Raw genomic sequence first — 15,899 nt, 5'->3', positions numbered from 1 at the left:
CACTCGGCCCCGGCGGGAAACGGCGGGTGTCAGTCGCCGCTGGGCAGGTCGAGGGGCGGGAGCTGGCCGGAATCGGCGAAGTACTTGTGCAGCACCAGCAGCCCGATCAGACGCTCGCGCGCCTGGTCCCGGAAGGTGTCGACGTAGCGGTTGGCGCGGCGAATGATGGCCCTGGCTTCTTCCGGGTGGGCGTCATAGTAGGCCAGCTGGTCGTCCAGGTCGGAATAGTCGTCCTTGAGCGGGACATAGTGAACGCCGGGCTCGAGGCGTCCTTCCATGAACCAGGTCTCGTAGCGCGGCCGACGCATCAGGCACAGCGAGTTGGATGCCATGATCCACTTCAGGTTGGTGGCCACGTCCTTGCCTTCCAGGCTGATGATGTAGCGATACTGCAACTGTTCGTCCACCGACATGAAGTCGCCATGCCAGGGCTTGCCGGCGGCATTGGGATGGATATCGGCAATATTGCAGCGCGGGTGGTCATGGAAGGTCTCGACAAACCGGCGCCGATGATCCTGGTGGCAGGATCCGCGCCACACCGCCAGAGGCTTCTTCTGTTCATGGCTCAACCGGTCGCGGGGCAGGTAGTAGTGACGCACGCGATTGAGCTTGAGCAGCACGCTGTTGTGGTTGTCGTCAGCGATCGGGCGACTCTTGACCAGGGTCGGCACCTCGGGGATGTCGGTGACATCACCGAACAGGTGACAGAAGCGCAGGTGCGACGGGAAATAGCGCAGCATATCCTGCAGGTCCAGCTGGTAGGAGCGGCTCTTCTCCCGGGGGAAGTCCGCCAGGCTGCTGGCTGTCGCGGGTAGCGTGACCGGAGCGCTCAGTCGATTGCAATAATGCACTCGATGGCCGATGTCGATCTGCTCGGCCAGCGGCAGGGTGTGCAACTGGCCGAGCAGCCGTTCACGCTGATGCCGCAGCCAGACGGCCGGGATCAGGCGCCGAGCGGCATGCCCCGAATAGATGCTGACCTTGTGCAGGTTCTTGTGGGGCCTGGAGCGGATGGCGCTCACGAAAACGACTCCTGATGTGCTGAGAGTTGTCGATAAAGACGCAGATAGGCCTCTCCCATGGCCTGTGGACTGTACCCCGCCAGACGCTCGCTGGCGGCTCGGCTCAGCCTGACGCCGAGGTCAGGGTCGTCGCGCAGTCGCTGCAGGCCTGCCGCCAGGGCGGCGGCATCCCCGGGGGGGAACAATAACCCGGTGGCATCGTGCTCGACGAGGTCCGGGATGCCGCCCACGTCACTGGCGATGATCGGCACCTCGAGCTGCATGACATCCAGCAGCACGGAGCCGAGGCCCTCGTTGCGCGAGGGGAAGGCGAACACATCCAGGCCCGCCAGGTAATCGGCAATGTTGTCCTTGAAGCCCAGCCAGCTCACATTGCTCAGGTCACCGGATTCCGCGCGCAACGCTTCGCCATCCGGGCCGTCGCCGAGCAGCACGAAGTGGATCTCGGGGCGCTGCGTGGCCAACTGTCGAGCGCTCTCGAGGAGCACCCGCTGGCCCTTGTGGCGGTCGACCAGGGCACCGGCGTGGCCCACCAGGAACTTGCCCGCAAAGGCCTCGCGAAAGGCCCGGGTGGCGGCCGGGTCCGTGGTCAGCTCGGCATGGGCACTGGGAATGCGCTCGATATCGCCCCACCGGCGTGCTTCCAGCTGTGCCTGGATGAGGCGTGAGATGGCCACCCGCCGGGCGGCCCGGCGATAGCACAGGCGGTTGATGGCCCTGTCCTTGACCGGCGTGTCCACGCGGCGGGTGATCAGGTAGGGCGTGCCCCGCAGCCGGTGCTGCAGCCAGGCCCAGTGCACGGCCTTGGCGTCATGGGCATGGACCACGTCCGCCGGCCCGGCGCGCCATTGCCCGCCCAGCTGATGATCCGCGGTGACGAAGCCGAGTCCCGGCACCTCGGCCAGGTGCTCGCGCATCGGCGAGTCGCTGCGGCAGACCAGCTGCTGGTCGAGCCCCTCATGGCTCAGCGCGCGGATGAGCAGCTCGGTCTGGCGCTCGCCGCCCCGAAAGCCGCGGGCCAGGTTGACGTGTGTTACCCGCATGACTCACCAGACCTTGTTGAAATCTTCATTGGCCAGCACCTGGGGATCGCGCTGATATTCCAGCAGCTTGGCATATTTCAGATAGCTGTTCAGGCTGGCACTCAGCGCCACCGAAAGGCCATCGACCCCGCCCATAAATCCTTTTTGAAACAAGTACTTGCGAACAAAAGCGGCCAGCCCGTGAAGGAACGGTGACCAGCCGTTGGCGCGCTTGCCCTTCTGATACATGATCTTGGCAGAGCGACCGCTGAAATTGCGCGCCGCCTTGGTGAAGAGCTCGCCGAGGTTGGCAAAGGAATAATGCCAGAGGTCGGCCTCGAGCTGTCTGACGTTGCTGGCGCCGATACTGGCATGCTGTTTGACCTCGCCGAAGCGAGCGCGTCGACGGTCATAGAGGCGGATGCAAAAGTCGGGGTACCAGCCACACACCCGTATCCAGCGCGAGCCGACCATGTTGCGGCGGCGGAAGGCGAAGCCGTCATGCGGGGTAGCGGCCAGGTCCAGGCGGCGTATCGCCTCCACCATCTCGACGGTCAGGCGCTCGTCGGCATCCACGCTCAGCACCCAGTCATGCTGGACATGTTCAAGGGCGATGTTCTTCTGCAGGCCATCGCCCAGGTAGGGCTGGTGCACCACCCGCGCGCCGAGGGACTCGGCAATCGCCACGGTGGCGTCCTGGCTGCCGGAGTCGACCACCACGACGTCCTCGCAGACCTGGCGCACCGAGGCGATGCAGTCGGCGATATGGTCGGCTTCGTTGAGGGTGATGATATTGGCGGAAATCATGAGTCGGCAGGCTCCTGCAGAAACTGGGAGGCAATCCGGGTCGGCGCGAAGGCGTTCAGCCAGGCATCGTCGATGGCATAGCCGTCGGCCGCGAGCGTTCGGTCCAGGCACTCGGCCAGGGCCTCGGGGGTCATGGCGCAGAGGTGCTCGGCCAGCTCACCCTGCATGATATCCCGCACCCCGCCGGGACAGTCGACGCTGACCACGGGGGTGCCGCAGGCCAGGGCTTCCAACAGCACGATGCCCAGGCCCTCGTGGTCCGAGCTGAGCACAAACAGCCGGGCCTGTTGCATCCAGGGATAAGGGTTGAGCTGATTGCCCACGAAGTGCACCCGCTCGGCGATCTGCAGCGATGCCGCCAGGGCTTCCAGCTCCACGCGCAGGCGCCCCTCGCCGACGATGACCAGCGGGATGGGGGTGTGCATCAGGGCATAGGCCTCGAGCAGCCGTCGCTGATTCTTCGGCGGCACGAGGCGGGCCACATTGAGCAGGTAGGGCGGATAGTGGCTGGCCGCTGAAGCCTCCGTGGCGGCGCTGCGAATCTCGTCGATGGGGCAGGGGTTGGTGATGGTGCGCAGTGAGGCCGGCGTGGCCCCCAGGCGGCTCAGGCTCTCTCCGACCTGCGCCGCGACCCCGGAAGAGACGCAGACCAGATGCTTGTCGTCAAACAGGGCGCGTGCTTTGCGGTGTGCCAGCCGGTCCTGCTGGCGACTCAGCCCCAGGACGCTCTCCAGCACATAGCAGGCACGCGCATCGTGAAAGGACCAGACCGCCTCGAAGGTGCCCATGCCCCGAAAGATGATGCGATCGAAGCGCCCGTGCTCGTCTTCCAGCCGAGCCAGCTCGCGCGCGAAGAGGCGCCCCGCCCACCAGCCGGCCATCAGCGAGTAACTCTTGCGCACCAGGCTGTTGGCGAGGCGCGCCAGGACCTCCAGGGGGCCACCCAGCCCCGACGTCCAGACGGCACGCGACAGAGGGAAATGATGGACTCTGACCCGCACATCCCGGGGTGCGAGCTGCGGGGAGCGAGCCTTGAAATACATCAGGTGGCTGTCATGGCCCTCCTCGGCGAAGGCATCGGCGAGGTTGACGGCCACCCGCTCCATGCCGCCGACTTTCAGGGTGCGCACGACGATCAGGGTTCTCATCCGCGTGCCTCCCGGTCGGTCACGGGCAGGATCAGGCTGGGGGGTTGCCAGAGGCTACGGCGTCGGCGCCAGGGTTTGGGGGCTTGAAGCAAGCTTCGCCGTAATCGTTTGAACGAACTTAACTGGCCAGCTTCCAGGATTGGCGTCCCAAGCGTTAAGTACATGTATTTACGAAACAGCGATGTCAAAGGGGGCCGACTGTCAACACTCCATGTTTTTATGAGGCCCATGTAATGCACCATTGCAGGCTTTGAGGCTGCTTCGAGCAACTTTTGACGCCATTCGGCATAGTGTGCCGCCTTTGTATCCACTGCCGGGTAGGTGTACGGCTGCATGGTAGCCGGGCCGAAACGTTCCAAGGATAATGCCTGCCATTTTTCAGTCGTCTGGTGCTGTGTCTCGGTAAATCTCAGCCTGGCGGGAAGCTTGTCAAACCAGGCTTCCAGCCTGGCCCGTGAAGCCTTACTGACGTCGTGACCCAATAGATGAAAGGTGATCTCCGAGGGCCGGCTGGCATGGCACACCACAGAAGCCATCACGGTGGCCGCCTTGTCGATATAGGCTTCGTCGGCAGACAACACGATATCCATTTGCCCTCAACTTCCTCTTTACATGACAAGCCGGGAAAGATTGTAACCATTCATCAGGCGGCGACTGGGGTATACTGAAACGAATTCAAGAGTTTAGCTCAGCTATCTGGTGAGGGATAACTCACCCATAGCCATGCTGAATCTGTCGGGTGGCGTGCGAGGCGATGTCCGGGGGCAGTTGCTTGTGCAGCGAGCGTTCCAGACGCGTCAGATTGGCCCGCTGCCACCTGCCCGGGCGACGAAGGCGGCAGCGGTCCAGGTCGATCAGCCAGATGTTTGCCTCGGGGTCGACCAGCAGGTTGCGGGCGTTGAGGTCGACATGATCCAGGCCGGCATCGTGAAAGCGCCGGATGGTGCGGCCCACGCGCTGCAGCAGAGCATCGTCCGCCTCGTCCAGGCAGTCGGCCAGGGCGCGGGCACCGGGCAGACGCACGGTGATCAGGGCGGCCTCATAGGTCAGTCCGTGGCGGGTCACTCGGGCGGCGACCGGGTGGGGCACCGGCAGGCCCTGTTCATGTAGCTGGGCGGTCAGGCGCATTTCGCGGAAAGCGCGGCTGCGCTCGGCCCCTGACCACAAGTAGCGATCCGGGCTGAGGCGGGCGACGAGGCCGCCGCGCCGATAGGGGCGCAGCACCCAGGCTTCGTTTCCGGCTTTCAAGAAGAGGCTGACGCCGCGTCCCGGCGCTTCACCCAGCACCCGGTCGTGCTGGCGCCAGTGCGCCGGGTCGAACAGCTCGGGCGTGATTTGTGGCGTCCCGTCGGCGTCACATAAACTACTCGCATCATATAGAATGCCAGTCTTACCTACACGAAACGTTGCCAATCGCATGAAGCATCCTTTGCCCGCCCGACCCGAGCACATTGGTGTGCTGCGCCTTTCCGCCCTGGGTGATGTCTGCAACCTGGTGCCGACGATTCGTGCGCTGCAACGCCAGTGGCCCGAGGCGCGCATTACCTGGATCATCGGCAAGGGCGAGCACAGTTTACTGGCCGGGCTTTCCGGGGTCGAGTTCATCGTCTATGACAAGGCCTCGGGCCTGGCCGGCATGCGAGAACTGTGGCGGCAACTGGCGGAGACGCGCTTCGACGTCCTGCTGCACATGCAGCAGGCGCTGCGGGCCAGCGTGCTGTCGCTGGGCCTCAAGGCCGACCTGCGCATCGGCTATGACAAGGCGCACGCCAAGGATGCCCAGCACTGGTTCACGCATCGCCAGTTGGCGCCGCACCCTCGGGCGCACGTGCTCGAATCCTTCCTCGACTTTGCCCGCCTGATGGGAGTCGATGACCTCTCGTTGGAATGGGGCCTGCCCGTTCCCGAGGCGGCGGTCGAGGAAGCACAACGCATCAGCGGGGGGGAGCCGTATATCCTGATCAGCCCCTGCAGCAGCCTGCGTGTCCGCAATTTTCGCAACTGGTCCGCCGAGGGCTATGCCAGCGTCGTCGAACATGCCTGGAGTCAGCATGGCCTGAAAACCGTCCTGACCGGAGGCCATGGCACCCAAGAGCGCGAAATGGGCGAGCGTATCGCGGCCCTGAGCCAGCCGGGCCTGGTGGCCGATGCCATTGGCGGTACCTCGCTGAAGGGCCTGCTAGCCCTGGTGCGTGGTGCCCGCCTGGTCATCGCCCCGGACTCCGGCCCGGTACACATGGCCAATGCGCTGGGTACTCCCGTGCTCGGTCTGTACGCGACCTCCAATGTGCATCGCACCGGCCCCTACCTGTGGCGGGAGTATGCGGTCGATCGCTATGCCGACGCCGCGCAGCGCTATCTCCAGAAATCGGTCGACGAACTGTCCTGGGGCCAGCGGGTCCGCCATCCGGATGCCATGTCACTGATACGTGGCGATGAGGTCGTTGAACGTCTCGAGACCTTGCTGGCGCTGCCCGCGCCTCATCAGACAACGGAGCCTGCCGATGAAACTTGATTTGACGGCCCTGGAGCGCTCGCGCCTGCTCGTCGTCGGGGATGTCATGCTCGACCGCTACTGGCACGGCGGGACCTCGCGCATCTCGCCCGAGGCCCCGGTGCCGGTGGTGCGGGTCGAGGACGCCGAGGACCGCCCCGGTGGTGCCGCCAACGTGGCGCTCAACCTGGCCTCGCTGGGCGCCCGGGCCAGCCTGGCCGGCCTGGTGGGCGATGATGACAATGCCGACCGCCTGATAAGGCGCCTCGAAGATTCCGATGTAAGCACTTACTTCGCGCGAAGCCCCGGGATCCCAACGATTACCAAACTCAGGGTAATGAGCCGCAATCAGCAGCTCATTCGTCTGGACTTCGAGCAGGGACTGGGCGAGGTCGATACCCTTGGGCTGGACGAGCAGGTGGAGCTCGCCCTGCCCGAGGCGGACCTGGTAATTCTGTCGGATTATGGCAAGGGCACCCTGAGTGACGTCGCCGGACTGATCGAGCGTGTGCGCCGAGCCGGCAAGCGGGTGCTGGTCGACCCCAAGGGCACCGACTTCACCCGTTACCGCGGTGCCAGCGTGATCACGCCCAACCTCGCCGAGTTCGAGGCGGTGATGGGCCCCTGCCCGGATGATGCCACCCTGGCGGCGCGGGGTGAGCAGCTACGCACCGAGTTGGGGCTCGAGGCCTTGCTGGTCACGCGCAGTGAGCGGGGCATGACGCTGATCCGCGATGGCGCGGAGCCGCTGCATCTGCCGACCCGGGCGCGCGAGGTGTTCGACGTGACCGGGGCCGGCGATACCGTCATCGGGGTACTGGGCCTGGCCCTGGCGGCAGGACACGGCTTTGCCGAGGCGATGACCCTGGCTAATCTGGCCGCCGGCCTGGTGGTCGCCAAGCCGGGTACCGCCACCCTGTCCATCGCCGAACTCTACACGGCACTGCACGGTGACAAGCTGGCCGAGTTCGGCACCATTCAAGAAGCGCCTCTGGTCGAGGCCGTGCGCGCGGCTCAGGCCCGCGGCGAACGCGTCGTGATGACCAATGGCTGCTTCGACATTCTGCATGCCGGTCATGTGGCCTATCTGGAGCATGCCCGCCAACTGGGTGATCGACTGATCGTGGCGGTCAATGACGACGCCTCCATCGGGCGCCTCAAGGGTCCCTCGCGGCCCATCAACCCGCTGGCGCGACGCATGCAGGTGCTGGCCGGACTGGGGGCCGTGGACTGGGTGGTGCCGTTCAGCGAGGATACGCCGCAACGCCTGATCGAGGCGGTTCTGCCGGACGTGCTGGTCAAGGGCGGTGATTATCGGCCCGAGCAGATTGCCGGCGGCGAGGCGGTGCGTGCCGCCGGTGGCGAGGTTAGGGTGCTGGACTTCGAGGATGGCGTTTCCACCACCGCCATGATTTCGACCATTCTCGATCGGGAACGCTGATGACGCGTGGCCATCCCTGGGTCAGGCGTGTCTATTCCGCGCTTCTGTTGCTGTTGTCGCCGCTGCTGTGGTGGCGGGTGTGGCGCGAGCATCTCCCCGGGCGCAGCCGATTGGAACGGCTTGGCAGGATCGCCGCCACCACCGACACCACGCCGCCCCTCTGGTTGCACTGTGCCTCGGTGGGTGAGGTACAGGCGGCGCGACCGCTGATCGTGGCACTGTGTCGTGACTATCCGCAACGCCGCCTGGTGCTCACCACCATGACCGCCACCGGTGCCGAACGGGCCCTGGCCCTGGCCGAACAGCTCCGTCAGGAAGAGGCTGGCGGCGAAGTGAGTCATCACTTTTTACCTCTGGACTTCGCGGGTTCCGCCCAGCGCTTCGTGACGCGCTTGCAGCCGGCCCTGGCGATCTTCTTCGAAACCGAGCTGTGGCCCAACCTGCTGGCTTCCTGCGCGCGTCATGAGGTGCCCGTGGCCGTCGTCAACGGACGGCTGTCGGCGCGTTCCTTCCCGACCTACCGCCGCCTGTCACGGCTGATGGCCGAGGCCCTGTCGCATGTCGACTGGCTGGGCGCCAAGTCAGCCGAGGATGCCGAGCGTTTCCGCGCCCTGGGCATGGCGCCGCACGCGACCACGGTGACCGGCTCGCTCAAGTTCGATATGGCCATTGATGAGAGAGCTCGCAGCGTAAGTGAGCGCTTACGAACCCACCTGGGCCAGCGACCGGTCTGGGTGGCCGGGTCGACACACCCCGGGGAAGACGAGCCGTTGCTGGCAGCCCATGCCAGGCTGCGCGAGACACTGCCGGACAGCCTGCTGATTCTGGTGCCACGCCATCCTCAGCGGTTCGAGGCGGTTGCCGAGCTCTGCGCGGCCTCGTCAATGCCCTGGGCACGACGCTCCCTCGGCGAGACCCCGTCGCCGGCCACCGCGGTCTATCTCGGCGATACCATGGGTGAGCTCTGTGCTCTCTATGGGGCGGCGGACCTGGCCTTCGTCGGCGGCAGCCTGGTGCCGGTGGGCGGTCACAACCTTCTCGAGCCCGCAGTCATGGGCGTCCCGGTGCTGACCGGTCCCGAGCTGGCCAACTTCGCCGACCTGGCCGAGACACTGCGGGAGCAGTCCGCCCTGGTCGAGATCAGTGACGGCAACAGCCTGGCCGAGGCCTTGCGCCGTCTTTTGGCGGATGCGCCGGAGCGAGCGCGCCTGGCCCGCGCGGGCCAGGCCGTGGTGGCCGCCAATCAGGGGGCACTGCGCGGCACCCTGGAAGGCTTGAAAGGCCTGTTAGCCACGAAGTAAGCGCTTACTTTGTTGGGTAGTCGAACCGAGTGCTGGGGGTGCCCAGCCGGCATCGGCCCGTCGGCTCAGGGCGTCGTGCGCTCCACTCCCTGGTCATTGCCCAGCAACAGCACATCCGCGCCTCTTGCCGCGAACAGGCCATTGGTCACGACTCCCACGATGGCGTTGAGGCGGGCTTCCATGGCGACCGGGTCATCGATCATGAATTCGTAGCAGTCGAGGATCTGGTTGCCGTTGTCGGTCACCACACCCTCGCGGTAGACCGGGTCGGCCCCCAGCTTGACCAGCTCCCTGGCCACATAGGAGCGCGCCATAGGGATCACCTCGACGGGCAGTGGGAAATCCCCCAGGCGTTGGACACGCTTGGAGGCATCCGCGATGCACACGAAACGCGCCGAGCAGGCGGCCACGATCTTCTCGCGGGTCAGCGCCGCGCCGCCCCCCTTGATCATATGAAAGTGAGTGTTCACTTCGTCTGCGCCGTCGACATAGACAGGCAGCGTGCCGGTCTCGTTGAGTTCGAAGACATCGATGCCGTGCTCGCGCAGGCGCTGTGCAGTGGCTTCGGAGCTGGCCACGGCGCCGCGAAAGTCTCCGCGCAGGGCGGCCAGCCGGTCGATGAATCGGTTGGCGGTAGAGCCGGTGCCGACGCCGATGACAGTCTGCTGCCCGAGCAGCGGGCGGATCTCGTCAATGGCCGCAGCGGCCACGGCGTCCTTGAGGTCGTCCTGGGTCATGATCATGCTCGCAAGGGGTAAGGTGACTGGTGCGGCGCCATTATAGGCGATAACCGGGTGTCATGCTGGACGCCATGGCAGCCGGGATGCTACCAATAAAGGTTGATTTTGCAGGGGGCTGCCGGCGTTTCCGGTGGCCCCTGATCCACTCATTTGTCGAGATGATCGTGCGGCGCTGGTCCGGCGCTTGCAGTTTTCATGCGCTACCCCATTGGGATATCAGGATGCTCGAAGATACCGTCAAGAAAATCCTTCAGGCCCGGGTCTATGAAGCGGCCCGTGAAACGCCGATTTCACCCGCCCCCTTTCTGTCCCGTCGGTTCAACAATCAGATCCTGATCAAGCGCGAGGACCTGCAGCCGGTTTACTCTTTCAAGATTCGCGGCGCCTACAACCGCATGGCCCAGCTGACCGACGAGCAGAAGGCCAAGGGCGTGATTGCTGCCTCGGCGGGTAACCATGCCCAGGGCCTGGCCATGGCGGCCAAGCTGATGGGGGTCAAGGCGGTGATCGTGATGCCGCGCATTACCCCGGAGATCAAGGTGCAGGCCGTGCGGGCACGTGGTGCCAGGGTCGTGCTCAAGGGCGATGCCTTTGCCGAGGCGGCAGCCCATGCCCAGGAGCTGATCCAGGAGCACGGCTATACCTATATCCCGCCCTTCGATGACCCGGATGTGATTGCCGGCCAAGGGACCGTGGGCATGGAGATTCTGCGGCAGCAGGCCGGTCCACTGGATGCGATCTTTGTGCCGGTGGGCGGCGGTGGCCTGATTGCCGGCATCGCCGCCTACGTGAAGTACCTGCGCCCAGATATTAAGGTCATCGGGGTCGAGTCGGAAGACAGTGCCTGTCTCAAGGCGGCGCTGGAGTGCGGCGAGCGGGTGAATCTGGATCAGGTCGGCGTGTTCGCCGAGGGCGTGGCCGTGTCGCAGATCGGTGAAGCCCCCTTCGCCTTGATGCGTGACCTCATCGATGAGGTGATCACCGTCAACACCGACGAAATGTGCGCGGCGGTCAAGGATATCTTCGAGGAGACCCGCGCCGTCTCGGAAACTTCCGGCGCGCTGTCGCTGGCCGGTCTCAAGAAGTACATCCAGACCACCGGGGCCAGCGGCGAAACCCTGGTGTGCATCAACTCTGGGGCCAACACCAATTTCGACCGGCTTCAGCACATCGCCGAGCGCACCGAGCTCGGCGAACAGCGCGAGGCCATCCTGGCGGTGACCATTCCCGAGCGGCCCGGCAGCTTCAAGAAGTTCTGCCGGACCATCGGCAAGCGCATGGTCACCGAGTTCAGCTATCGATATGCCGACCCTGAGTCCGCGCACATCTTTGTCGGCGTTCAGGTCAAGCCCGGCGGCGAGGACCGCCAGGCGGTGATCGACAAGCTGCAGGGGGCGGGCTATACCGTGGAAGACCTCACCGACAATGAACTGGCCAAGCTGCACATCCGCCATCTCGGCGGGGGGCGGCCCCAGGAACACTTCGAGGAGGAAGTCTATCGCTTCGAGTTCCCCGAGCGTCCGGGGGCATTGATGAATTTTCTGACCCACCTGCCACAGGACTGGAATATCTCGCTGTTTCATTACCGCAATCACGGGGCGGCCTATGGTCGAGTGCTGGTCGGCATGCAGGTGCCCAATGGCGATCTGACGCATGTCGAGGGCTACTTCGACGACATCGGCTATCGCTACTGGAAGGAAAGCGACAATCCGGCCTATCGCCTCTTTATGGCTTGATGAGACGCCTCCAGGGCGAGAGTGAGCACTCACTCACGCCCTGTGCTCGAGCCCCCGCACCCGAATCACCCCACCCCCTCGTTGCATCGGCGTCCCGGCGCCACGCGGCCATTGTCATCACCGCACGTATCGGCTACTCTCGCAGCCGATTGGCAGCCCGTGCCGGTTGGCGTGGTTCGCGACCTCTTCGCCGATTTTCGCCGCAATGTAACGCAATGTTTCCGCCGGATCGTGCGTTCTACTCAAGCGGTTGGCGGGCAACGGGCGCTGCCTCGAAAGATCGTCAGTCGACGCAAGGAGTGGAGAATGAAGCGCAAGCCTGACCTGGTCATGGTACTGGTCGCCCTGTTCGCGGTTGCCGTGGTGATTACCGGTTACGCCCAGGCCCTAGCCGGCAACTGAGTGCTGCATTGGCCGTCAACTTGCCGGGCCAGGATCAAGACTCTGACAGGACGGTCGGTGCTCGGGCATGGGCCGTCCTTTTCGTGATGGGGTCGGATCAGGGGCGCAGCAGCTGCTGGTCGCTGACAATGGCGTCGAGAGGCACATCCCAGGGAGCGGCCGGCAGGCGCTCGACCCGCTGACAGTCGTGGGCGACTCCGATCAGGCTGGGGCGCGGGCCGGGCCGGCGGGTAAAGGCCAGGGTGCGATCATAGAAACCACCGCCCATGCCCATGCGCTGGCCCTGGTCATCGAAGCCGACCAGCGGCAGGAGGATGACATCCAGTGTCCAGGCCGGCTGGCGGTGCGCCGGGTGCGCCGCGTAGCGAGTGTCCGGTTCCGGGATACCAAAGCGGTTGGTCACCATGGGCGTGTCGGCATGATAATGCACGAACCATAGGCGGTTGTTTGCCAGGGGGCGCAGTACGGGCAGATAGGCCCGGGCGCCACGCTGGTTCAACCATGGCAGCAGGCCGCAGGGGTCGATTTCCCCGTCATTGGGCAGATACAGGGCAAGGCGTCGGGCACGCCACACCTCCGGCAAGTGCCGAAGCCGTTGGCTCAGTTGTTGGGCGGCGCGTCGTTGGGCGCGAGGCTCGAGGGCACGCCGGCGTCGGCGCAGTTCGCGTCGCAACTCGCGGCGGGTCGTGGGAAGCGTGGTGTCCGGCATAGGCTCCGTGTGCCTGGTGCGTCACTATGCTCGGCGATTGTGTCCGCCTTTCCCGAGCGATGAAGTTCCCCGGAGAGCCGCTGTCATTCTGGCCCTTGAACCCATTGGTTCAAGGTGGGTGGCCGCAGCCGAACCGTCAGGCTTTCCGTCTCACGGACATGCACACGGGTTCGGCTAGCAATTGGCCCCCTGGGTAATGCTCATAGGCTCGAGGGACGATAATGACTGGCTAACCCTCCAGGGAACATTTCTATCCTAGCAGAGGCAGGCATTTGGCCAAAGTCGCGAACCAGGGAAATAATGCTTGATGTTGGGCGCGAATGAGGTAGGGATCAGTCCGCGTGACCCTCCCGCTTGGGTGAGGTCTGGCTCAGGGCCTTGTCGAGGCGCTCGCTCAGCTCGCTGAGGTTCTGTTCGCCGAGGCGCTGCTCATCGTGGGTCTCCAGCAGCTCGTTGGCTATGTTCAGCGCTGCCATGATGGCGACCTTTTCGCGATCCATGACCTTGCCCTGGGAATGAATGCCCTGCATGGCGCGGTCGAGGTAGCGCGCGGCCCGCTCGAGCTTGTCTTCTTCTTCCGGCGGGCAGGCAATGGTGTACTGGCGTTCCAGTAGCGTGATGTCGATGGTAGGCCTAGAAGAGTCGCTCATGGATGCTCCGGAGGGCCGAGGGCGCGTCTCGGGGGGACGATGCGTTAACATCTGGGTGTATACGAGTTTCAGTCACTATAAGAGAGCGCCTCAAGTGCGGTCAACGCGCCAGGCGCTCTTCCAGGAATCGCGATATGTCACTGATCAACGAACGCCCGGACTTTTCCTCGATTGCCGATATCTTCCTGCTGCATGGCAGCATGCAGGCGCCAGCGTTTCTGGATGGTCGCCTGTGCGCCTCGCTAGCGCTGCAGGACCTGGATGCCGCCGGCTGGCTGCAGATGGTCTGCTACAACCTGGGCGTCGAGCAGCCCCGTGATGAAGCCTCGGCGGAGCAGCTGCTGGGCTGGCGTCGCCATACCCTGGAAGCCCTCTCTGCGGCGGAAATGAATTACGAGCCCCTGTTGCCGGATGAGCTGTTTTCCCTGGCGGAGCGAGCCCAGGGCCTGCAGGACTGGACGCTGGGCTTTCTGGAGGTGGTCCGCGATGCCGGCGAGGAGCCGCGCAAACAGTGGTCCGAGGCCTTGCGCGAGGCCATCGACGACCTGGCGGGGCTGACTGATATCGAGACCGATATCGACGACAGCAGCGAGAACGAGAATGATCTTTTCGCCCTGACCGAGCATGCCCGGATGGCTGCCATGATGCTCTACACCGAGCAGCACCCCGGGCAGCCCCAGGTGGAACAGGCCGAGCAGCAGGGCCCCGCACACTGACTTAGGCGGCCCCTTGGCCTCCCCGGGGCGGACAACCGCGGGCCACTGCGCTACCTTGGAAGGGATGGGGGCAGGTCCTTGCGCCACGCGGCCGAACACCCGCATGGCGGGCGCTGACGCGCGGTCGGGCCGCCTGCCAGGGGCCTGATCGCGCCGTCGCAGTCCCCACCGTCCTGCATGGAAGGTGGCGCCTTCCATGGCCGCTTTCCGCCCCATCAGCGGATGGCATGCCTCACTCCCTCACGGATGTCTTCAACTGTCACCGGCCGCTTCAGGCGTCCGGTGTCGATTGCCATGGGGCGGGGCACACGGGATGTGCGCGTCGGGTCGGCAATGGCTTGCCTCCGGAAGGCTTTATTGAGGGAGCATTTGGTCAGTCTTTAACCGTTAGCAGGCTGAGGTTTCGATGCTTTATGTAATGTACGTTATGAAATTATGGAGCCTGGCATGAACCATTCCCCTGCCCACGACGCCTGGCACCAGGCGGATATTGCGATCATCGGCGGCGGCCTGGTGGGTGCCAGCCTGGGGGCTGCCCTGGCGCCGATGATGCAGCGCCACGGCACCAGCGTGGCGGTGATCGAAGCGGCGCCCCTGCCCGAGGATCTCGAGACCCCCTGGCAGCCCAGCTTCGATGCCCGGGCCAGTGCCATTTCCCTGGGGTCGTCGCATCACTTCGACAGCCTGGGGCTGTGGGAGGCGATGGCCGAACGCGCAACGCCGATTCGCTGCATTCACGTCAGCGAGCAGGGTCGGCTGGGGGTGACTCGCCTGCGCGCCGAGGAGTTTGGTGACACGGCCATGGGGCATGTGATCCCTAATGCCTGGATGGGCCGGGTGTTGCACCGTCGACTCCAGACGTTACCGCTGGACTGGTACTGCCCGGCCAGGGTGGAGGCCATTGAGGCCACCGATAACGGCCACCGCATGCAACTTTCCAGCGGTGAGCGGCTGGAGGCCGGGCTGACCGTGCTGGCGGATGGGGGGCGTTCCGGACTCAAGGAGCGGCTGGGCATCGACAGCCACGAGGCGTCCTATGAACAAGTGGCGGTCATCGCCACTGTCGAGGTCGACCGAGCGCATCAGGGCATGGCCTATGAGCGTTTCAGCCCCTCGGGCCCCATTGCCCTGCTGCCCCTCGCCGGGCAGCGCATGGAACTGGTCTGGACCTTCGAGGCGGGGGCCGAACAGGCGGCACTAGCCTTGAGCGAGGCGGACTTCCTGGCGAAGCTGCAGGCGACTTTCGGTGACAGAGCGGGTCGTTTCCGGCGCATCGGCAAGCGTTACACCTACCCGCTTTCCCTGGTAACGGCCAGTGAAAGCATTCGCCCCGGCCTTGCCGTGATGGGCAATGCGGCGCACGCCTTGCATCCGGTAGCCGGCCAGGGCTTCAATCTGGCGCTGCGTGGTGTCATGGATCTGGTGGGCGCCATCGAAGCCGGGCGCGTGGAGGGAGTGGCGCCCGGTGCCAAGGCGACCCTTGACGACTTCGAGGCGCGACGCCGTAACGACCGGGATAACGTCATTCGTTTCAGCGATGGCCTGGTGCGGCTCTTCGGGCGTGATCACCCGCTGTTGTCGCACGCACGAGCAGCGGGGCTGATGGGGCTCAACCTGGTCGGTCCGTTGCGCCGTACCCTGGGGCGACGCGCCATGGGCCTGGAGCGATGAACGGTCGGGTCAACAGTCAGGATGCACAGGAAGGACAAGC

At 64.9% G+C, this 15,899-nt stretch carries 15 protein-coding genes and 1 other RNA gene; 6 read left to right on the top strand and 10 right to left on the bottom strand.

Going from position 1 to position 15,899, the window contains the following annotated elements; genetic code table 11:
- Window positions 1–29: 29 nt before the first annotated feature.
- The 6 genes from QWY74_RS03210 to QWY74_RS03185 all read right to left on the bottom strand — a co-directional run bounded on the left by QWY74_RS03210 (window position 30) and on the right by QWY74_RS03185 (window position 5,418).
- The gene (locus tag QWY74_RS03210; RefSeq protein ID WP_290313715.1) at window positions 30–1,022 is read right to left on the bottom strand and encodes a glycosyl transferase family 90; all 993 of its coding nucleotides are present in this window, start codon (window positions 1,020–1,022) and stop codon (window positions 30–32) included.
- Window positions 1,019–2,065, bottom strand: coding sequence for a glycosyltransferase family 4 protein (locus tag QWY74_RS03205; RefSeq protein ID WP_290313714.1), 1,047 nt, complete (start codon window positions 2,063–2,065; stop codon window positions 1,019–1,021). The genes QWY74_RS03210 and QWY74_RS03205 overlap by 4 nt, the downstream gene beginning before the upstream one ends.
- 3 nt (window positions 2,066–2,068) lie before the next feature.
- Window positions 2,069–2,851, bottom strand: coding sequence for a glycosyltransferase family 2 protein (locus tag QWY74_RS03200; RefSeq protein WP_264826026.1), 783 nt, complete (start codon window positions 2,849–2,851; stop codon window positions 2,069–2,071).
- Window positions 2,848–3,999, bottom strand: a complete 1,152-nt coding sequence (locus tag QWY74_RS03195; protein ID WP_290313713.1) for a glycosyltransferase — start codon at window positions 3,997–3,999, stop codon at window positions 2,848–2,850. Before QWY74_RS03195 ends, QWY74_RS03200 begins: the two co-directional genes overlap by 4 nt.
- Window positions 3,996–4,589 (bottom strand): hypothetical protein, encoded by a 594-nt coding sequence (locus QWY74_RS03190; protein ID WP_290313712.1) that lies wholly within the window; start codon window positions 4,587–4,589, stop codon window positions 3,996–3,998. The genes QWY74_RS03195 and QWY74_RS03190 overlap by 4 nt, the downstream gene beginning before the upstream one ends.
- Before the next feature lie 121 nt (window positions 4,590–4,710).
- Window positions 4,711–5,418 carry a 3-deoxy-D-manno-octulosonic acid kinase gene (locus QWY74_RS03185; protein WP_290313711.1) on the bottom strand — a complete coding sequence of 236 codons (708 nt, stop codon included), beginning with the start codon at window positions 5,416–5,418 and terminating at the stop codon, window positions 4,711–4,713.
- Here QWY74_RS03185 and QWY74_RS03180 point away from each other — a divergent pair.
- Genes QWY74_RS03180 through waaA form a run of 3 tightly spaced genes read left to right on the top strand, consistent with a single transcriptional unit; the run spans window position 5,417 to window position 9,235 of the window.
- Window positions 5,417–6,514, top strand: a complete 1,098-nt coding sequence (locus QWY74_RS03180; protein WP_290313710.1) for a glycosyltransferase family 9 protein — start codon at window positions 5,417–5,419, stop codon at window positions 6,512–6,514. The two genes, QWY74_RS03185 and QWY74_RS03180, sit on opposite strands and share 2 nt — an antisense overlap.
- Window positions 6,504–7,934: a bifunctional D-glycero-beta-D-manno-heptose-7-phosphate kinase/D-glycero-beta-D-manno-heptose 1-phosphate adenylyltransferase HldE gene (gene hldE / locus QWY74_RS03175; protein ID WP_264826020.1), complete on the top strand. Its 1,431-nt coding sequence runs from the start codon at window positions 6,504–6,506 to the stop codon at window positions 7,932–7,934. Before QWY74_RS03180 ends, hldE begins: the two co-directional genes overlap by 11 nt.
- Window positions 7,934–9,235: a lipid IV(A) 3-deoxy-D-manno-octulosonic acid transferase gene (gene waaA, locus QWY74_RS03170; RefSeq protein WP_290313709.1), complete on the top strand. Its 1,302-nt coding sequence runs from the start codon at window positions 7,934–7,936 to the stop codon at window positions 9,233–9,235. The genes hldE and waaA overlap by 1 nt, the downstream gene beginning before the upstream one ends.
- 65 nt (window positions 9,236–9,300) lie before the next feature.
- Here the strand turns inward: waaA and rpiA are convergent, their stop codons facing one another.
- A complete protein-coding gene (gene rpiA, locus QWY74_RS03165) occupies window positions 9,301–9,972 on the bottom strand; it encodes a ribose-5-phosphate isomerase RpiA (RefSeq protein WP_264826018.1) in 672 nt (223 codons plus the stop codon).
- A gap of 224 nt (window positions 9,973–10,196) precedes the next feature.
- On the opposite strand from rpiA, the gene ilvA reads away from it, so the two are divergent.
- Window positions 10,197–11,711 (top strand): threonine ammonia-lyase, biosynthetic, encoded by a 1,515-nt coding sequence (gene ilvA, locus QWY74_RS03160; RefSeq protein WP_290313708.1) that lies wholly within the window; start codon window positions 10,197–10,199, stop codon window positions 11,709–11,711.
- 499 nt (window positions 11,712–12,210) lie between these two features.
- Here ilvA and QWY74_RS03155 read toward each other — a convergent pair whose 3' ends face one another.
- From QWY74_RS03155 to QWY74_RS03145, 3 genes are all read right to left on the bottom strand, one after another.
- Window positions 12,211–12,822, bottom strand: a complete 612-nt coding sequence (locus QWY74_RS03155) for a 5-formyltetrahydrofolate cyclo-ligase (protein ID WP_264826016.1) — start codon at window positions 12,820–12,822, stop codon at window positions 12,211–12,213.
- A gap of 62 nt (window positions 12,823–12,884) precedes the next feature.
- Window positions 12,885–13,069, bottom strand: a non-coding RNA gene (ssrS, locus tag QWY74_RS03150) — 6S RNA.
- 85 nt (window positions 13,070–13,154) lie between these two features.
- On the bottom strand, window positions 13,155–13,472 hold the full coding sequence (locus tag QWY74_RS03145; protein ID WP_264826015.1) for a cell division protein ZapA: 318 nt from the start codon (window positions 13,470–13,472) through the stop codon (window positions 13,155–13,157).
- A gap of 134 nt (window positions 13,473–13,606) precedes the next feature.
- Here QWY74_RS03145 and QWY74_RS03140 point away from each other — a divergent pair, with 134 nt between their 5' ends.
- Both QWY74_RS03140 and ubiH read left to right on the top strand, forming a co-directional pair.
- Window positions 13,607–14,188, top strand: coding sequence for a YecA family protein (locus QWY74_RS03140; protein ID WP_264826014.1), 582 nt, complete (start codon window positions 13,607–13,609; stop codon window positions 14,186–14,188).
- Window positions 14,189–14,635: 447 nt separating this feature from the next.
- Window positions 14,636–15,859 carry a 2-octaprenyl-6-methoxyphenyl hydroxylase gene (ubiH, locus tag QWY74_RS03135; protein ID WP_264826013.1) on the top strand — a complete coding sequence of 408 codons (1,224 nt, stop codon included), beginning with the start codon at window positions 14,636–14,638 and terminating at the stop codon, window positions 15,857–15,859.
- Window positions 15,860–15,899: the final 40 nt, after the last annotated feature.

This window comes from Halomonas almeriensis (genome assembly GCF_030409235.1).
Taxonomy (GTDB): domain Bacteria; phylum Pseudomonadota; class Gammaproteobacteria; order Pseudomonadales; family Halomonadaceae; genus Halomonas; species Halomonas almeriensis.
This window is presented reverse-complemented; position numbering and strand designations above follow the sequence as displayed.

Excerpts from the sequence above, each read along its gene's own strand:
- QWY74_RS03205 (WP_290313714.1), bottom strand. The coding sequence starts at position 2,065 with ATGCGGGTAACACACGTCAACCTGGCCCGCGGCTTTCGGGGCGGCGAG.
- QWY74_RS03200 (WP_264826026.1), bottom strand. The coding sequence starts at position 2,851 with ATGATTTCCGCCAATATCATCACCCTCAACGAAGCCGACCATATCGCC.
- QWY74_RS03195 (WP_290313713.1), bottom strand. The coding sequence starts at position 3,999 with ATGAGAACCCTGATCGTCGTGCGCACCCTGAAAGTCGGCGGCATGGAG.
- QWY74_RS03190 (WP_290313712.1), bottom strand. The coding sequence starts at position 4,589 with ATGGATATCGTGTTGTCTGCCGACGAAGCCTATATCGACAAGGCGGCC.
- QWY74_RS03180 (WP_290313710.1), top strand. The coding sequence starts at position 5,417 with ATGAAGCATCCTTTGCCCGCCCGACCCGAGCACATTGGTGTGCTGCGC.
- QWY74_RS03185 (WP_290313711.1), bottom strand. The coding sequence starts at position 5,418 with ATGCGATTGGCAACGTTTCGTGTAGGTAAGACTGGCATTCTATATGAT.
- hldE (WP_264826020.1), top strand. The coding sequence starts at position 6,504 with ATGAAACTTGATTTGACGGCCCTGGAGCGCTCGCGCCTGCTCGTCGTC.
- waaA (WP_290313709.1), top strand. The coding sequence starts at position 7,934 with ATGACGCGTGGCCATCCCTGGGTCAGGCGTGTCTATTCCGCGCTTCTG.
- rpiA (WP_264826018.1), bottom strand. The coding sequence starts at position 9,972 with ATGACCCAGGACGACCTCAAGGACGCCGTGGCCGCTGCGGCCATTGAC.
- ilvA (WP_290313708.1), top strand. The coding sequence starts at position 10,197 with ATGCTCGAAGATACCGTCAAGAAAATCCTTCAGGCCCGGGTCTATGAA.
- QWY74_RS03155 (WP_264826016.1), bottom strand. The coding sequence starts at position 12,822 with ATGCCGGACACCACGCTTCCCACGACCCGCCGCGAGTTGCGACGCGAA.
- QWY74_RS03145 (WP_264826015.1), bottom strand. The coding sequence starts at position 13,472 with ATGAGCGACTCTTCTAGGCCTACCATCGACATCACGCTACTGGAACGC.
- QWY74_RS03140 (WP_264826014.1), top strand. The coding sequence starts at position 13,607 with ATGTCACTGATCAACGAACGCCCGGACTTTTCCTCGATTGCCGATATC.
- ubiH (WP_264826013.1), top strand. The coding sequence starts at position 14,636 with ATGAACCATTCCCCTGCCCACGACGCCTGGCACCAGGCGGATATTGCG.